Origin of the sequence: Variovorax fucosicus (genome assembly GCF_030316825.1) — a bacterium.
Classification (GTDB): Bacteria; Pseudomonadota; Gammaproteobacteria; order Burkholderiales; family Burkholderiaceae_C; genus Variovorax; species Variovorax fucosicus.
Map to the genome: position 1 here is coordinate 758224 of NZ_JASZYU010000001.1, position 15287 is coordinate 773510.

Below are 15287 nucleotides of genomic sequence, written 5' to 3' on the forward strand. Positions count from 1 at the left end.
TGGTGAACGGGGCCGGGGCGACGCGCGGCTGTTACTGGTTCGCCTGCAGCATCGCCGCCATCTTCTGATGGATGAGGTTGATGGCCTTGAGCGGCCGGATCATTACCTTGAACGCGGTGATCCTGCCCGCATCGTCCCAGCTGATCATGTCGACACCGTTCACGCCGATGCCGTCGATCTCGACCTGGAACTCCAGCACCGCGTGGTCGGCGGCAACGGTTTCGCGCACGTAGCGAAAGGTGTCGTTGAAGAACACGTTGAAGGCGGCGCGCAGGTACTGCGCCGTGACAGCCTTGCCGACCTGCGGCGTGTGCACCACCGGCGAATGGAAAACCACCTGGTCCGACAACAGCGCATCGAGGCCGCGCATGTTGCGGCTGCGCACGAGTTCGTGCCAGGCTGCGAGGGCATCGTTGTGCATGGTTGGTCCTGTTTCGGTCACGGCAGTGAAGGTTCGGGCATTTTGGCCCTGAGCTGGCGCAAAAAGCCATCGGCGGGTTGACCCCCCGCGGCGCGCTCCCTGGCTACCATCGACCAGGCCCGGGCGTACAGCCCGCGCCAGTAGTAGGCCGTGGCCCACGAGCTGTAGACATAGCGCTTGTCGGGCTCGATCTGCTCGGCCTTCTGGTACAGCGCCTCGGCCTTGCCCAGCAACTCGTCCCGTACCGTCGGCACGAGGGCCTGGTCGTTCACGGCGCAGAGCGTGGTGATCCGCGCGGCATCGGGGTAGATGCCCTGGTACGACGGCGGATTTCGCTTGAGCGCTTCGTCCATCATGCGCATGGCGTCGCAGATCTTGCCCTGGTCGTGCAGCACCGAAGCAAAGCCGGCATAAGGCTCGGCGTTTCGCGGATCGAGCAGCCAGGCCTGGTTGAAGCGCCGCACCGCCATGTCGAGGTTGTTCCTTTGATAGAACATGAAACCCTGCTCGGTCCAGACGCGCGCCGCTTTTTCGCGGGAGCCGTATTGAGCGCTGACCTCGGCGATGAAGCGTTCGTCGGCCACCTTCAGTTCCGGAATCGCGGCCCGGTTCACGCCACCATACATGGGCAGTTCGTCAGGCTTGGGCGCCAGCGGCGCCGCCCGGGCGGCCGCCGTCAGCCCCAGCGCCAACAGCAGGCCGACAGCGATCACATTCCGTCGCAGACAGTTCATGGACGGCTACACCGGCGAAGCGATTCCGAGCTCCGAGCAAACGCGTGCGACCAGGGCTTTCAGGTCGGCGACCTCGGCCTCGAGCCGCGCAAGGTTGGCCTTGAGCGCCGCCACTTCACCCAGCGACACATCGTCACCCGCAGACACCGGCTCCGGGCCAGCCGCTGCTTCGGCCGGCACGCCGCTGAGCAGGTGGGCCCAGCGGCTTTCCCGCGCACCGGGCAGGCGGGCCAGCTTGACCACCAGCGCGCCCGCCGGGCGCTCCGCCATTTCTTCAAGAAAACCTTCGACCGAAGAGATGTCGGCAAAGTTGTGCATGCGGTCGCAGGCGATGCGCAACTCCCCGGCCGTCTGCGGGCCGCGCAGCATCAGCACGGTCAGCAGGATGACCGACTGCGACGGCAGATGCAGCACCCGGTCCGCGTTGTGCGCATAGCGAAAGCTGCGGCCGCCGCTGGTTTCCGACACCAGGCTGTAGCCCTTCAGGCTGTCGAGCGCGGCCTGGGCCTGCGCGTCGGACACCTCCAGCACCGGATTGCGGCTGGTCTTCTGGTTGCAGCCGGACACCAGCGCGTTGAGCGTCAGCGGGTAGCTGTCGGGCACGGTGCGTTGCTTCTCGGCCAGCACGCCGAGCACGCGCGTCTCGAGCAGGGAGAGCGTGGGCAGGGTCGACGGCATCGCGCCTCAGGCCCCGTGAATGCGGCTGACCAGGGCCTTGGTAAACGCGGCGGTGTTGGCCGTGCCGCCCAGGTCGCCGGTGCGCACCTTGTCGATGTTGAGCGTTTCGTCAATGGCGCGGCGCAGCCGCGTCGCTTTCTCGGGCAGCTTGCAGTGGTCGAGCATCAGCGCCGCGGCCAGCAGCAACGCGATCGGGTTGGCGATGCCCTTGCCGGCAATGTCGGGCGCCGAGCCGTGCACCGCTTCGAAAATTGCCGCGTCGGCGCCGATGTTGGCGCCCGGCGCCATGCCGAGCCCGCCGACCAGTCCGGCCACCAGGTCGGACAGGATGTCGCCGAACAGGTTGGTCGTGACCAGCATGTCGAACTGCCAGGGGTTGAGCACCAGCTTCATCGCGCAGGCGTCGACGATGATGGTGTCGAGCTCGAACTTGCCCTTGTACTTTTCTTCGTACATCTGCAGGCCGGTCTCCAGAAACAGGCCGGTCAGCACCTTCATGATGTTGGCCTTGTGCACCAGCGTCACCTTCTTGCGGCCGGTGGCGATGGCGGTCTCGAAGGCGTACTCGAGCACCCTGCGGCAACCCTGGCGGGTGTTGATGCCGGTGGCCATGCCGACGGCATGCGGGTCGCCGTCGATGCGCACATAGTGCTCGTGGCCGATGTAGAGGCCTTCGAGGTTTTCGCGCACCACCATCAGGTCGATCTTGTCGAAGCGCCCGCCCGGAATGATGGTGAGGGCGGGGCGCAGGTTGGCATACAGCTGGAACTCCTCGCGCAGCCGCACGTTCGACGAGCGGTAGCCGCCGCCCGACGGCGTTTCGAGCGGCCCCTTGAGGGCCAGGCGGGTGCGGCGGATGCTGTCGAGCGTGGCCGCCGGCAGCGGGTCGCCGGCCGCCTGCACGCCGCCGAGGCCGGCAATCTGGCGATCCCATTCGAACGGAGCCTTGAGCGCATCGAGCGCGGCCAGCGTGGCATCAACGATCTCGGGGCCGATGCCGTCGCCGGGAATAAGGGTTGCGGGAATGGGGGTCATCGTCATCGGCAGCTTTCTTTCGGGTCGGGACACGGGACACTATATTTAGCCAGAAGCCGCGCAGCAGTTTGGCGCACCACCCGGCTTCGGGGTGTTGCCGCGCGGCAAGGCGCAGCGACCGCCACCTAAAATGCCGCTCCTCCCTCCCAGAAAGCGCCCCTTCCCGATGTCCGCCCCGCGCAAACTCTTCGTCACCACCGCCCTGCCGTATGCCAACGGCAAGTTCCACATCGGCCACATGATGGAATACATCCAGGCCGACATCTGGGTGCGGTTCCAGCGAATGAACCGGGCCGAGGTCAATTTCGTCTGCGCCGACGATGCGCATGGCGCCGCCATCACGATCGCGGCCGACAAGGAAGGCGTGTCGCCGCAGGCCTTCGTGGCCGCGATCGCGGCCGGCCGGAAACCCTACCTCGACGGCTTTCACATCGCGTTCGACAACTGGCACTCGACCGACGCGCCCGAGAACCACGACCTGGCGCAGCAGATCTATCGCGACCTGCGCGACAAGGCCGGGCTGATCGAGAGCAAGAGCGTCGAGCAGTTCTACGACCCCGAAAAGCGCATGTTCCTGGCGGACCGCTTCATCAAGGGCGAGTGCCCGAACTGCCACTCCAAGGACCAGTACGGCGACAACTGCGAGGTGTGCGGCGCGGTCTACGCGCCGACCGAGCTGATCAACCCGTATTCGGCGCTGTCGGGCGCCAGGCCCGAGCTGCGCAGCTCCGAACACTTCTTCTTCAAGCTGTCGGATCCGCGCTGCGAGGCCTACCTCAAGGAATGGACCGCCGCGCCGGGCCATGTTCAGCCCGAGGTTCAGAACAAGATCCGCGAGTGGCTCTACAAGGACGACGAAGGCAAGGGCGGCCTCGGCGACTGGGACATCAGCCGCGATGCGCCCTACTTCGGCATCGAGATTCCCGATGCGCCGGGCAAGTACTTCTATGTGTGGCTCGACGCGCCGGTGGGCTACCTCGCGTCGCTGAAGAACCTGCTGGACAAGCGCTGCATCGAATCCGGCGGCGACGGCATCTCCTACACCGAGTACATGGCCGACCCCGAGCTGGAGCAGGTGCACTTCATCGGCAAGGACATCATCACCTTCCACACGCTGTTCTGGCCCGCGATGCTGTACTTCAGCGGACGAAAGGCGCCCGACCACATCTTCGTGCACGGCCACCTCACGGTGAGCGGCGAGAAGATGAGCAAGAGCCGCGGAACCGGCATCGATCCGCTGCGCTACCTGTCGGTGGGGCTCAATCCCGAGCACCTGCGCTACTACATCGCGGCCAAGCTCAGCGGCCGCAACGAGGACATCGACTTCAACCCCCACGACTTCGTGGCCCGCGTGAACAGCGACCTGGTCGGCAAGTACGTCAACATCGCGAGCCGCAGTGCCGGCTTCATCGGCAAGCGCTTCGGCGGCAAGCTGGGCGAGGTGTCGGCCGACGGCGCCGAGCTGCTGGCCGCGCTGCGCGCCGAAGCCGGCAACCTGCGCGCACTGTACGATGGGCGCGACTATGCCCGCGCGCTGCGCGACACCATGGCGCTGGCAGACCGCGTGAACGAGTACGTCGACGCCAACAAGCCCTGGGAACTGGCCAAGAAGGCCGGCATGGAAGCGCGCCTGCACGACGTGTGCACGGTGTGCCTGGAGGCCTTCCGCCTGCTCACGCTGTACCTCAAACCGGTGCTGCCGGCACTGGCCGCGAATGTCGAGGCTTTCCTGAAGATCGCGCCGCTCGAATGGGCCGATGCGGCGGGCGCGCTCGGCGCGGGCCATGCGATCGACGACTACAAGCACCTGATGCAGCGCGTCGACCCCGCGCTGGTCGACAAGCTGTTCGAGCCGGCCGAGGCAGCACCGGTGCCGGCTGCTGCCGTCGCCGCGCAAGCGCCATCCGGCAGCAGCCTGCCCGGCGGCGAGGCGATAGCGCCGCTGATCACCATCGACGACTTCGTGAAGATCGACCTGCGCCTGGCGAAGATCGTGGCCTGCGAAAAGGTCGAAGGCTCGACCAAGCTGCTGCGCCTGACGCTGGATGCCGGCGAGGGCCGCGAGCGCAACGTGTTCAGCGGCATCGCCTCGGCCTACCAGCCTGAACAATTGATCGGCAAGCTCACCGTGCTGGTCGCCAACCTGGCGCCACGCAAGATGAAGTTCGGCATCAGCGAAGGCATGGTGCTCGCGGCCGGCCATGCCGACGAGAAGGCCAACCCCGGCATCCACGTGCTCGAACCCTGGCCCGGCGCGACCCCCGGGATGCGGGTGCGATGACGCGCTGCACCCCACAATAGGCGCCATGTCCTCCCGCCTGCAGCTCGCCCGCTTTCACCCGAAGCTGATCGACGCGCTCCAGGGCTACAACCGCGAACGCTTCTTCAAGGATCTCGGCGCGGGCGCCACGGTCGGCATCGTGGCGCTGCCGCTGGCCATGGCCTTCGCCATCGCCTCGGGCCTGACGCCCGAAGCCGGCATCTGGACGGCCATCATCGCGGGCTTCCTGATCTCGCTGCTGGGCGGCTCGGTGATACAGATCGGCGGGCCGGCCGGCGCGTTCATCGTGATCGTCTACGGCATCGTCGAGCGCTACGGCCTGGCGAACCTGCTGATCGCCACGGCTTGCGCCGGCGTGCTGCTGTTCCTGCTGGGGCTGTTCAAGCTCGGCACGCTGGTGCGCTACGTTCCGCTGTCGATCGTGGTCGGCTTCACCAATGGCATCGCCGTGCTGATTCTTTTATCGCAGCTGAAGGATCTGCTCGGGCTGTCGATCGCGAAGATGCCGGCAGACGTGTTTTCGCAGTTGCACACCATGGCGCAGCACCTCGACACCTTCAACCCCTATGCGCTCGGCCTCGGGCTGGTCTGCCTGCTGGGGCTGTTCATCTGGCCGCTGCTGCTGCGCATCGATTCGCGGATCGGGCATGTGGTGCATCGCGTGGCCAGCCGCGTGACGATGACGCGCGCGGTGCAGCGCGGTGCGCGCACGCCGGGCCCGATCGTGGCGCTGGTCACGCTCACGCTGGTGGCATGGGCGTTCAAGCTGCCGGTGGAAACCATCGGCACCCGCTTCGGCGGCGTTCCGCAGGGTGTACCCGCCTTTGCATTGCCCAACTTTTCGTGGGAAACCGTGAAGCAGCTCGTGACGCCGACCATCACGATCGCCTTGCTCGGTGCGATCGAATCGCTGCTGTGCGCGCGGGTTGCCGACCAGCTCAGCGGCCAGCCGCGCCACGACCCGAACCAGGAATTGATGGCGCAAGGCATCGCCAACGTGGTGGTGCCGTTCTTCGGCGGCATGCCGGCCACCGGCACCATTGCGCGCACCGTGACGAACATCCGCTCGGGCGGCACGTCGCCCATCGCAGGCATCGTGCACGCGGTGACGCTGCTGGTGATCGTGCTGCTGGCGGCACCACTGGCCTACCACGTGCCGTTGTCGGTGCTGGCCGGCATTCTGGTGTTCGTGGGCTGGAACATGGGGGAGTGGCGCGAGTTCACGCCGTACCGGCTGCGCCACTTCAGCCGGCACTATCGGCTGCTGATGCTGGGCACGTTTTTCCTGACGGTGGTGTTCGACCTCACGGTGGCGGTACAGGTCGGCATCGTGCTGGCCTGTGCGCTGTTCATCCGGCGCATGAGTGGGTTGTTCACGGTCGAGCTGGTGTCGCTGCAACCGCCGGTGCTCACCTACAAGCTCTACGGCGCCCTGTTCTTCGGCGCAGCTGCCAAGCTCGACGAGGCGATTGCCGCGGTCGAGCGCGCGCCGCGCGGCATGACGGTGGTGCTCGACGCGATGCATCTGATTTCCATCGACGCCACCGGCATCGACGCGCTGCGCCAGTTGCACCGCGCCGTGCTTTCGCGCGACGGCGTGCTGTGCATCGAGTCAGTGCAGGCGCAGCCGCTCGAAGTGATGGAACGCTCGGGGTTCGCGGACGAGCTGGCGAGCGGCAAGCCGGCGCACGGCTGAATCGAACCGCCTCAGTTCGCTTCGGTCGAGCGATCCGGCGACGAGCCGCTGCGCAGCACGCGCTGGTCGCTGTTCAGAACCGCTGTAAACACCATCGGCGAATTCGGCGGCTGCACCCAGCGCCATTCCCATTCGGTTTCGTTGCGCAGCGGATAGGGCGCAACCTTGGCCGGCTTGCCAAGCATCTTGCGCAGGTCTTCCATCGCCATGCCGGTTTGCACCCTGGCGAAGTTTTCGGGCGTGAGCACCTGGCGCAGCGCGCTCATCTTGCCGTCAGTGCCGATCGTGATCATGTAGTTCTTCTGGCCGGCCGGCTGGCGGTTGTATTCGAAAACGCGGCCGCCGCCGGGCGCGTCCCAGATGTTCTCGGGCTGGCCGAACTTGGCGCGCACGTCGGCCTCGGTGGCCACGCCCTCCTCCAGCTCGCTGATGCGCTGCGGATCGCAGGCGGCCAGCAACAGGAGCCCGGCCATGGCGGCAGCCGTCCAGCCCGCCCGTGCGCCCCGAAAAATGTGTTGTGTCTTTTGCGCCATCCCATCCCCCTTAAAATTCGGCTCAAAGGTTCAGTCTATGTCCATCTTCAATCGCCCCCACTACACGTCCGAGATCACAAACTTCATCGAAGAGATGAAGCAGAAGAAGCCGACGCTCGAGGCCGAACAGCGCGCCGGCCGTGCCCTGCTGTGGGACAAGAATCTGGACCGCGGCCTGCAGGAAGAGTACGGCGAGGCCCGCGTGCCGCAGCAGCCCTACGTCTACCAGACCCAAGTCAAGTAAGTGCCGATTCGGCCCGCCGCGCCCGCCAGGCCTGCGCGTGGCGCTATGAATTTCGCAGCAACCCCATGATCGGCAAGACCGCCCATTCGGCGCGCGACGCGGTCGAGGCCGACGGCACGGTGGTGCTCGCCACCATGCCCGACGTGATCGACCAGGTGGCGCTGGCCCGGCTCTATGGGGAGCCGCTGTTCGCGCTGCCGAACGACCTCTACATCCCGCCCGAAGCGCTGCAGGTGTTCCTGGAAGCCTTCGAGGGCCCGCTCGACCTGCTGCTCTACCTGATCCGCAAGCAGAATTTCAACATTCTCGACATCCCGATGGCCGGGCTGACGCGGCAATACCTGACCTACGTCGACGAGGTGCGCCGCACCAACCTCGAGCTGGCAGCCGAGTACCTGCTGATGGCGGCGATGCTGATCGAGATCAAGTCGCGCATGCTGCTGCCGCCGCGCAAGACGGCCGAGGGCGAGGAAGCCGAAGACCCGCGCGCGGAGCTGGTGCGGCGCCTGCTGGAATACGAGCAGACCAAGGTGCAGGCCGCTGCAATCAGTGCCATGCCGCAGGCCGGGCGCGATTTCTGGAAGGGGCAGGTCTACATCGAGCAGTCGCTGAAGCCGCGCTTTCCCGATGTGAACGTGGTCGACCTGCGTGACGCCTGGGCCGACATCCTCAAGCGCGCCAAGCTGGTGCAGCACCACAAGATATCGCGCGAGGAACTCAGCGTGCGCGAGCACATGAGCATCGTGCTGCGCAAGCTCCAGGGGCGCCAGTTCGTCGAGTTCGAGAACCTGTTCGACGTGACCCGCGGCACGCCGGTGCTGATCGTGACCTTCATCGCCCTGCTCGAACTTGGGAAGGAAACACTGGTCGACATCACCCAGGCCGAGGCCTTTGCCCCCATCTACGTACGGCTGGCGTATTCGCCGGCCTGACCCGACCCCGATCTCGTGCCATTGGACCCCCTCCAGTTCGACGTGCTGATCGTCGGCAGCGGCCTGGCCGGCCTGTCGGCGGCGCTGCACCTGGCGCCGACCCACCGCGTCGCGGTGCTGACCAAGCGCGCGCTGACCGATGGCGCCAGCGGCTGGGCCCAGGGCGGGATCGCCGCCGTGCTGGCCGAAGGCGACAGCTTCGAGTCGCATGTGCAAGACACGCTGGTTGCCGGTGCCGGCCTGTGCGACGACGCCGCTACCCGCTTCGTGGTCGAGCACGCGCCCGGATGCATCGCCTGGCTGCGCGAACTGGGCGTGCCGTTCTCGCTGGAGGACGGCGCGCTCCATCTCACGCGCGAAGGCGGCCACAGCGCGCGGCGCATCGCGCACGTGACCGACGCCACCGGCGCCGCCGTGCAGCGCACGCTGGTCGACCAGGTGCGGCGCACGCCCGGCATCACGCTGTTCGAGCGGCACACGCTGGTCGACCTGATCGGCTCGGCCAAGCTGGGCCTGCCGGGGCCCAACCGATGCCTGGGGCTGTACGCGCTGGACGCGGAAACCGACGAAGTACTGACCTTCGCCGCGCCGCAGACCATCCTGGCGACCGGCGGCGCGGGCAAGGTCTACCTCTACACCACCAACCCCGACACGGCCACCGGCGATGGCATTGCTGCGGCCTGGCGCGCCGGCTGCGCGGTGGCGAACATGGAGTTCGTCCAGTTCCACCCGACCTGCCTGTACCACCCGCAAGCCAAGTCCTTCCTGATCTCGGAGGCGGTGCGTGGCGAGGGCGGACGGCTGCTGCTGCCGGAATCGGCCGGTGGCACCCGCTTCATGCCCGCCCACGACGAGCGCGCCGAACTGGCGCCGCGCGACGTGGTGGCGCGCGCCATCGATTTCGAGATGAAGAAGCACGGGCTGGACTGCGTGCACCTCGACATCTCGCACAAGCCACCGGCCTTCATTGCCGAGCACTTCCCCAACATCCAGGCGCGCTGTCTGGCGCTGGGCATCGACATCACGCAACAGCCCATTCCGGTGGTGCCGGCAGCGCACTACACCTGCGGCGGCGTGCGCGTCGACCTCGCGGGCCGCACCGACCTGGCCGGCCTGTATGCCATTGGCGAAACCGCCTGCACCGGCCTGCACGGCGCCAACCGGCTGGCCAGCAACTCGCTGCTCGAATGCATGGTGTTCGCGCGCGCGGCGGCCGAGGCCATTGCCCAGGCGCCCGGGACGGCGGTGGCGGCGCTGCCGCGCTGGGACGACAGCCGCGTCACCGATGCCGACGAATGCGTGGTCATCTCGCACAACTGGGACGAGCTGCGCCGCTTCATGTGGGACTACGTGGGCATCGTGCGCACCAACAAGCGGCTGGAGCGCGCCAGCCACCGGATTGCGCTGCTGCAGGGCGAGATCGCGGAGTTCTACGCCCACTTCCACGTCAGCCGCGACCTGCTGGAACTGCGCAACCTGGTGCAGGTGGCCGGGCTCATCGTGCGCTCGGCACAGGCACGGCACGAAAGCCGCGGCCTGCATTTCAGCCGCGACTACCCCGCGCCGGCCGAGGTGGCCGAACCCACCGTGCTGGTGCCGCCCTCAGCGGTTTAGAAGGAACACTCCACAAGATGATTAGGGTAAACCCTATAATGCACTGCAGCATCAATCCGATGCCGAGGAGTGATCGTCATGTCCCCCATTCTGTCCATGCCCAGCCAGGCACCGGCGCCGGCCATCGGCACCGCTCTGCACGAACTGGCCGTCGCCGCGGCCCATGTCCTTGCGGCATTGCGTGCCACGCTGTTCCAGACTGCCGCCACGCGGCCGTTGAGCGCCAGCGAAGAAGCCGAACAGGTTCGCGCGCTGGCCGTGAGCTACCTCAAGACCGATCGGCGCTTTGCCGACGATCTGTTTGCAGCGGCCAACCGGCACGAGATGCTGCACGGCGCCTAATCGGCGCTTCGCGTCGCGGCGCAAGGCGCCCGACATGAGCGAACAAGCCTCCTCAGCGCGCAAGCCGCTGACCTTGCACCGCCTGCGCGAAATGCACGCGGCGGGCGAAAAAATCGCCATGCTGACCTGCTACGACGCGAGCTTCGCGCGCGTGCTCGATACCGCTGGCGTCGACTGCCTGCTGGTCGGCGATTCGCTCGGCATGGTGCTGCAGGGCCTGGGCAGCACGGTGCCCGTGACCCTGCAAGACATGGCCTACCACACGGCCTGCGTGGCGCGCGGCAACCGCGGCGCCTGGGTCGTCGGCGACCTGCCCTTCGGCAGCTACCAGGAATCGAAGGAACAAGCGCTGCGCAGCGCCACCGTGCTGATGCAGGCCGGCGCGCACATGGTCAAGCTCGAAGGCGGCGGCTGGACTGCCGAAACCGTGCGCTTCCTGGTGCAGCGCGGCATTCCGGTGTGCGGCCATCTGGGCCTGACGCCGCAATCGGTGCACGCCCTGGGCGGCTACCGCATCCAGGGCCGCGACGAAGACAGCGCCGCGCTGCTCAGGCAGCATGCGCGCGAACTGCAAGACGCCGGCGCCAGCATGCTGGTGCTCGAGCTGCTGCCGGCCGCGCTGGGCGCGGAAGTCACGGCCGCACTCCAGATCCCCGTTATCGGCATTGGCGCCGGCGTGCAATGCAGCGGCCAGGTGCTGGTGTTGCACGACATGCTGGGCCTCACCTCGGGCCGGCTGCCGCGCTTCGTGCGCAACTTCATGCCGGACAGCGACAGCATCGAGGCCGCCGTGCGGCGCTACGTGGGCGCCGTCAAAGAGCAAAGCTTTCCTGGCCCCGAACACGGTTACTGAACCATGCAAATCGCCCACACCATCGCCGAACTGCGACAACTGCTGAGCCGCAGCGAACGCCCGGCCTTCGTGCCCACCATGGGCAACCTGCACGCGGGCCATATCGCCCTGGTGCGCCAGGCCAGAACACGGGGCGACGCCACCGTGGCCAGCATCTTCGTCAACCGACTGCAGTTCCTGCCGCACGAAGACTTCGACACCTATCCGCGCACCTGGGACTCCGACTGCGCCCAACTGGCCGAGGCCGGCTGCGACGTGCTGTTCGCGCCGGACGAACGCGAGCTGTACCCCGAGCCGCAAAGCTACAAGGTGCATCCGCCGGCCGAGCTGGCCAACATCCTCGAAGGCCACTTCCGCCCCGGGTTCTTCGTCGGCGTGAGCACCGTGGTGATGAAGCTCCTGGCCTGCGTTCAGCCGGCCGTGGCCGTGTTCGGCAAGAAGGACTACCAGCAGCTCATGGTGATTCGCGGCATGGTGCGGCAATTTGCGCTGCCGACCGAGATCGTGGCTGGCGAAACGCAGCGCGCAGACGATGGGCTGGCACTGTCATCGCGCAACGGCTACCTCAGCGAAGCCGAGCGCGCCGAAGCGGTGTGGCTGTCGCGCACGCTCCGTCAGATGGCCACGCAAGTGAAGGCCGGTCAACCCTTCGCCGAGATCGAGGCCGAGGCCATGCAGACACTGGCCCGGCGCGGCTGGCAGCCCGACTACCTGACGGTGCGCCGGCAAGCCGATCTGCAAGCGCCAACCGCCCTCGACGCGCCGCTGGTGGTGCTGGGCGCGGCGAAGCTGGGGCCCACGCGCCTGATCGACAACCTGGAACTATGAGCACGGCAGGCTTCGTCGACTTCGTCGTGGAGCAGCTCGCTTCGATGGAGCGGGTGAGCGCCAAGCGCTTCTTCGGTGGCGTCGGCTTGTCCGCCAACTCGGTTCAGTTCGCGATGGTCATGGGCAATTCGCTCTACTTCACCGTCGACGACACGACCCGGCCGAAGTACGAGCAGATGGGCAGCGTTTGCTTTTCGTACACCACCCGGAAGGGCCGGGTGCAGGTGAAAAAATACTTTCAGGTGCCGGCTGAGGTCATCGAAGACCCGGTTGCGCTGGTAGCCCTGGCAAGGGAAGCCGTCGACGTCGCGCACAAGTCAAAAACGCGAAGCACGAAGAAGAGCGCGGCCTGACGGCCTGCGGTACTACGCCGCCCCGATGTTCGGCACCAGCGCCCCGGCGCCCTGCCCTGCCGTCAGCGCCGCGGTAAACGCCAGCATCCGGTCGATCGGCAGCTTGGCCCGCTGCCCCAGCGCCGGGTCGACTTGGATTTCGTTGGCGCCGGTCTCCAGCACATGGGCCAGGCCGGCCAGGCCGTTCATCGCCATCCAGGGGCAATGCGCGCAGCTCTTGCAGGTGGCGCTGCTGCCGGCCGTGGGTGCTTCGTAGAACACCTTGCCCGGGTTGAGCGTGCGCAGCTTGTGCATCATGCCGTTGTCGGTGGCGACGATGAACTCCCTTGCATCGAACTCGCGCGCAGCGTTGAGGATGGCCGAGGTGGAGCCCACGGCGTCGGCCAGCGCGATCACGTCGGCCGGCGATTCGGGATGCACCAGCACCCTGGCCTGGGGATGCTCCTTCTTCAGCGCTTCCAGCTCGAAGGCCTTGAACTCGTCGTGCACGATGCAGGCACCGCGCCAGAACACCATGTCGGCACCGGTTTCGCGCTGGATGTAGTTGCCCAGGTGCTTGTCGGGTGCCCACAGGATCTTGTGGCCCTTGTCCTTGAGGGCGCGCACGATGTCGAGTGCACAGCTGGAGGTGACCAGCCAGTCGGCGCGCGCTTTCACGGCCGCGCTGGTGTTGGCATAGACCACCACGGTGCGATCGGGATGCGCATCGCAGAAGGCTGAAAACTCGTCGACCGGGCAGCCCAGATCGAGCGAGCAGGTGGCGTCGAGATCGGGCATCAGCACGCGCTTTTCGGGCGAGAGGATCTTGGCCGTCTCGCCCATGAAACGCACGCCCGAGACCACCAGCGTCTGCGCCGCATGGTCGCGCCCGAAGCGCGCCATTTCGAGCGAATCGCTGACCAGTCCACCGGTTTCCTCGGCCAGATCCTGCAGATCCGGGTGCACGTAGTAATGCGACACCATCACGGCGTTGCGTTCCTTGAGCAGGCGGCGGATCCGATCCTTGAGCGCAGTGCGTTCGCCGGGCGATGGCTCGGCCGGCACGCGGGCCCAGGCGTGGCGCGTGTTGCAGGCGGGTTGTTCGTATTCGATATCGATCACGGCATTCATGCCAGCATCTCCATTCGCAGCGACAGGTCGATCGCCCTCACGTCCTTGGTCAGGGCGCCGACGGAGATGCGGTCGACCCCCGTCTGCGCCAGTTCGCGCACGCGCTCCAGTGTCACGCCACCCGAGATTTCGAGCACTGCGCGGCCGGCGTTCAGGCGCACGGCTTCGCGCAGCATCGGCAAATCCATGTTGTCGAGCAGCACCATGCTGGCGCCTGCGGCCAGCGCTTCGTCGAGTTGCGCCAGCGTCTCGACTTCGATCTCCACGAAGCGGGCCTGGTGGGCCACGCGCCCGGCCGCCCGCAGCACAGCCGATACGCCGCCGGCCGTGGCGATGTGGTTTTCCTTGATCAGCACGGCGTCATGCAGGCCGATGCGGTGGTTGAGCCCGCCCCCCACGCGCACCGCGTACTTTTGCGCCAGCCGCAGGCCTGGCAGGGTCTTGCGGGTGTCGACGATGCGTGCGCGGGTGCCTTCAACGGCCTGCACATAGGTCGCAGTCTTGGTGGCCACGGCGCTGAGCAACTGCAGAAAGTTGAGCGCGCTGCGCTCGGCGGTCAGCAGGCTGCGCGCCGAACCTTCGATTTCCAGCAGCACCTCGTTGGCCTCGCAGCACTGGCCCTCGCCGCGCCGCCAGTCAAGGTTCAGTCCTGGGTCGACCTGGCGCAATACGGCCTCGACCCAGGGCGTGCCGCAAAGCACGGCCGCCTCGCGCACCAGCAAGCGGGCCCGCGCGCGCTGGGCGGCTGGCACCAGCGCGGCAGTGAGGTCGCCGGCGCCCACGTCTTCGGCCAGCGTGCGCGCGGCATCGGCACTGGCCAGTTCGGTGATCTGCACGGGGGAAAAATCAAAAGGGGCGGTGATCGTGGCACTCATGTCGCCCCGATTTTGCCCGCGCGCGCAGGCACATTCGGTTCAGTTGACCGCGAAGCAGTAAAGCAGGCCGCCGCCGCCGGTCTTTTTGAGTGCGTCCAGGCTGCAGCCCTGCGTGGCATGTGAGGAGTTCCACGACTTCGAGGGCGCATCGTCGCGCAACCCCATGCGGTCGTGATGGCCGACGATCGCCGAGCCATCGCCGCTCTTGGTCCAGTTGCCGCAGGTGTTGTCCTTGCCGTCGCTCACGGCGCGGCCGTCGGGCGAGGAGCCGGTCAGGATGTCGTGCAGGTTGGTGGCATCGCCCCGCCCCATGACCGGCTGGCCGGCCTCGGTGAGGGCCGACTGCTTGGTCAGCATGTTGGAGCCGTGCAGTTCGTCAAGGTTGGTGGCCACCAGAACGCCCTTGGCGTTGTACCAGGGGCCGGTACCGATGCGGTCGCGCGCATTGACCGCCGGGCTGCCGGCCAGCGCGCTGTTGCTCAGGTAGGCATGCCAGGTGCGTCCGCCAGCACCGGCCTTGGCGGCCAGACTCTGACAATAACGGTCGGCGCCCGGCAGGCCACCGAAGTCAGCGCCCTGCCCCGGATTGGCGCTGGTCAGGAAAAAGCCCATGGGCTTCTGCGCCGGGGCGGACGCCATCGGCCCGCCGGCGCCGCAGCCGGCCAGCACCGCGGCGGCGGCCAGCGACACGACAAGAGAATACGGACGGCAACGGGTCATGGATGGTCTCCTTGTGAATGGAGCGCTGACCGTAACTC

17 protein-coding genes are annotated in these 15287 nt (G+C 67.1%); 9 read left to right on the plus strand and 8 right to left on the minus strand.

Annotation, left to right across the window (positions count from 1 at the left end):
- Positions 1-31 precede the first annotated feature (31 nt).
- The 4 genes from QTI05_RS03515 to QTI05_RS03530 are packed head-to-tail and all read right to left on the minus strand — an operon-like array spanning position 32 to position 2868.
- Positions 32-421, minus strand: coding sequence for a nuclear transport factor 2 family protein (locus tag QTI05_RS03515; protein ID WP_286622929.1), 390 nt, complete (start codon positions 419-421; stop codon positions 32-34).
- 17 nt (positions 422-438) lie between these two features.
- Positions 439-1155 carry a tetratricopeptide repeat protein gene (locus tag QTI05_RS03520; protein ID WP_286622930.1) on the minus strand — a complete coding sequence of 239 codons (717 nt, stop codon included), beginning with the start codon at positions 1153-1155 and terminating at the stop codon, positions 439-441.
- A gap of 6 nt (positions 1156-1161) precedes the next feature.
- Positions 1162-1833 (minus strand): YceH family protein, encoded by a 672-nt coding sequence (locus tag QTI05_RS03525; RefSeq protein WP_286622931.1) that lies wholly within the window; start codon positions 1831-1833, stop codon positions 1162-1164.
- Positions 1834-1839: 6 nt separating this feature from the next.
- Positions 1840-2868, minus strand: a complete 1029-nt coding sequence (locus tag QTI05_RS03530) for an isocitrate/isopropylmalate dehydrogenase family protein (protein WP_444812885.1) — start codon at positions 2866-2868, stop codon at positions 1840-1842.
- A gap of 166 nt (positions 2869-3034) precedes the next feature.
- On the opposite strand from QTI05_RS03530, the gene metG reads away from it, so the two are divergent.
- A complete protein-coding gene (metG, locus tag QTI05_RS03535) occupies positions 3035-5149 on the plus strand; it encodes a methionine--tRNA ligase (RefSeq protein ID WP_286622933.1) in 2115 nt (704 codons plus the stop codon).
- Positions 5150-5174: 25 nt separating this feature from the next.
- Positions 5175-6845: a SulP family inorganic anion transporter gene (locus QTI05_RS03540; RefSeq protein WP_286622934.1), complete on the plus strand. Its 1671-nt coding sequence runs from the start codon at positions 5175-5177 to the stop codon at positions 6843-6845.
- An 11-nt stretch (positions 6846-6856) separates the two neighbouring features.
- Here the strand turns inward: QTI05_RS03540 and QTI05_RS03545 are convergent, their stop codons facing one another.
- Positions 6857-7318, minus strand: coding sequence for an outer membrane protein assembly factor BamE (locus QTI05_RS03545; RefSeq protein WP_286622935.1), 462 nt, complete (start codon positions 7316-7318; stop codon positions 6857-6859).
- A 97-nt stretch (positions 7319-7415) separates the two neighbouring features.
- Between QTI05_RS03545 and QTI05_RS03550 the strand changes: the two genes are divergently transcribed.
- The 7 genes from QTI05_RS03550 to QTI05_RS03580 all read left to right on the plus strand — a co-directional run bounded on the left by QTI05_RS03550 (position 7416) and on the right by QTI05_RS03580 (position 12544).
- Complete coding sequence (locus QTI05_RS03550) at positions 7416-7622, plus strand: DUF3460 family protein (RefSeq protein WP_286541992.1); 207 nt, start codon at positions 7416-7418, stop codon at positions 7620-7622.
- 134 nt (positions 7623-7756) lie between these two features.
- The gene (locus QTI05_RS03555; protein WP_286543534.1) at positions 7757-8554 is read left to right on the plus strand and encodes a segregation and condensation protein A; all 798 of its coding nucleotides are present in this window, start codon (positions 7757-7759) and stop codon (positions 8552-8554) included.
- Between the two features lie 15 nt (positions 8555-8569).
- Positions 8570-10168, plus strand: a complete 1599-nt coding sequence (gene nadB / locus QTI05_RS03560; protein WP_444812864.1) for an L-aspartate oxidase — start codon at positions 8570-8572, stop codon at positions 10166-10168.
- 78 nt (positions 10169-10246) lie between these two features.
- The gene (locus QTI05_RS03565; protein WP_286541991.1) at positions 10247-10510 is read left to right on the plus strand and encodes a hypothetical protein; all 264 of its coding nucleotides are present in this window, start codon (positions 10247-10249) and stop codon (positions 10508-10510) included.
- A 34-nt stretch (positions 10511-10544) separates the two neighbouring features.
- On the plus strand, positions 10545-11363 hold the full coding sequence (panB, locus tag QTI05_RS03570) for a 3-methyl-2-oxobutanoate hydroxymethyltransferase (RefSeq protein WP_286622936.1): 819 nt from the start codon (positions 10545-10547) through the stop codon (positions 11361-11363).
- Between the two features lie 3 nt (positions 11364-11366).
- Complete coding sequence (gene panC / locus QTI05_RS03575; RefSeq protein WP_286622937.1) at positions 11367-12191, plus strand: pantoate--beta-alanine ligase; 825 nt, start codon at positions 11367-11369, stop codon at positions 12189-12191.
- Entirely contained in the window at positions 12188-12544 is a 357-nt protein-coding gene (locus QTI05_RS03580; RefSeq protein ID WP_286541988.1) for a TfoX/Sxy family protein, read from the plus strand. The genes panC and QTI05_RS03580 overlap by 4 nt, the downstream gene beginning before the upstream one ends.
- A 12-nt stretch (positions 12545-12556) precedes the next feature.
- Here QTI05_RS03580 and nadA read toward each other — a convergent pair whose 3' ends face one another.
- The 3 genes from nadA to QTI05_RS03595 are packed head-to-tail and all read right to left on the minus strand — an operon-like array spanning position 12557 to position 15249.
- Positions 12557-13654, minus strand: a complete 1098-nt coding sequence (gene nadA, locus QTI05_RS03585) for a quinolinate synthase NadA (RefSeq protein WP_286622938.1) — start codon at positions 13652-13654, stop codon at positions 12557-12559.
- Positions 13651-14529 (minus strand): carboxylating nicotinate-nucleotide diphosphorylase, encoded by an 879-nt coding sequence (nadC, locus tag QTI05_RS03590; RefSeq protein ID WP_286541986.1) that lies wholly within the window; start codon positions 14527-14529, stop codon positions 13651-13653. Before nadC ends, nadA begins: the two co-directional genes overlap by 4 nt.
- A gap of 39 nt (positions 14530-14568) precedes the next feature.
- Entirely contained in the window at positions 14569-15249 is a 681-nt protein-coding gene (locus QTI05_RS03595) for a hypothetical protein (RefSeq protein WP_286541985.1), read from the minus strand.
- Positions 15250-15287 lie beyond the last annotated feature (38 nt).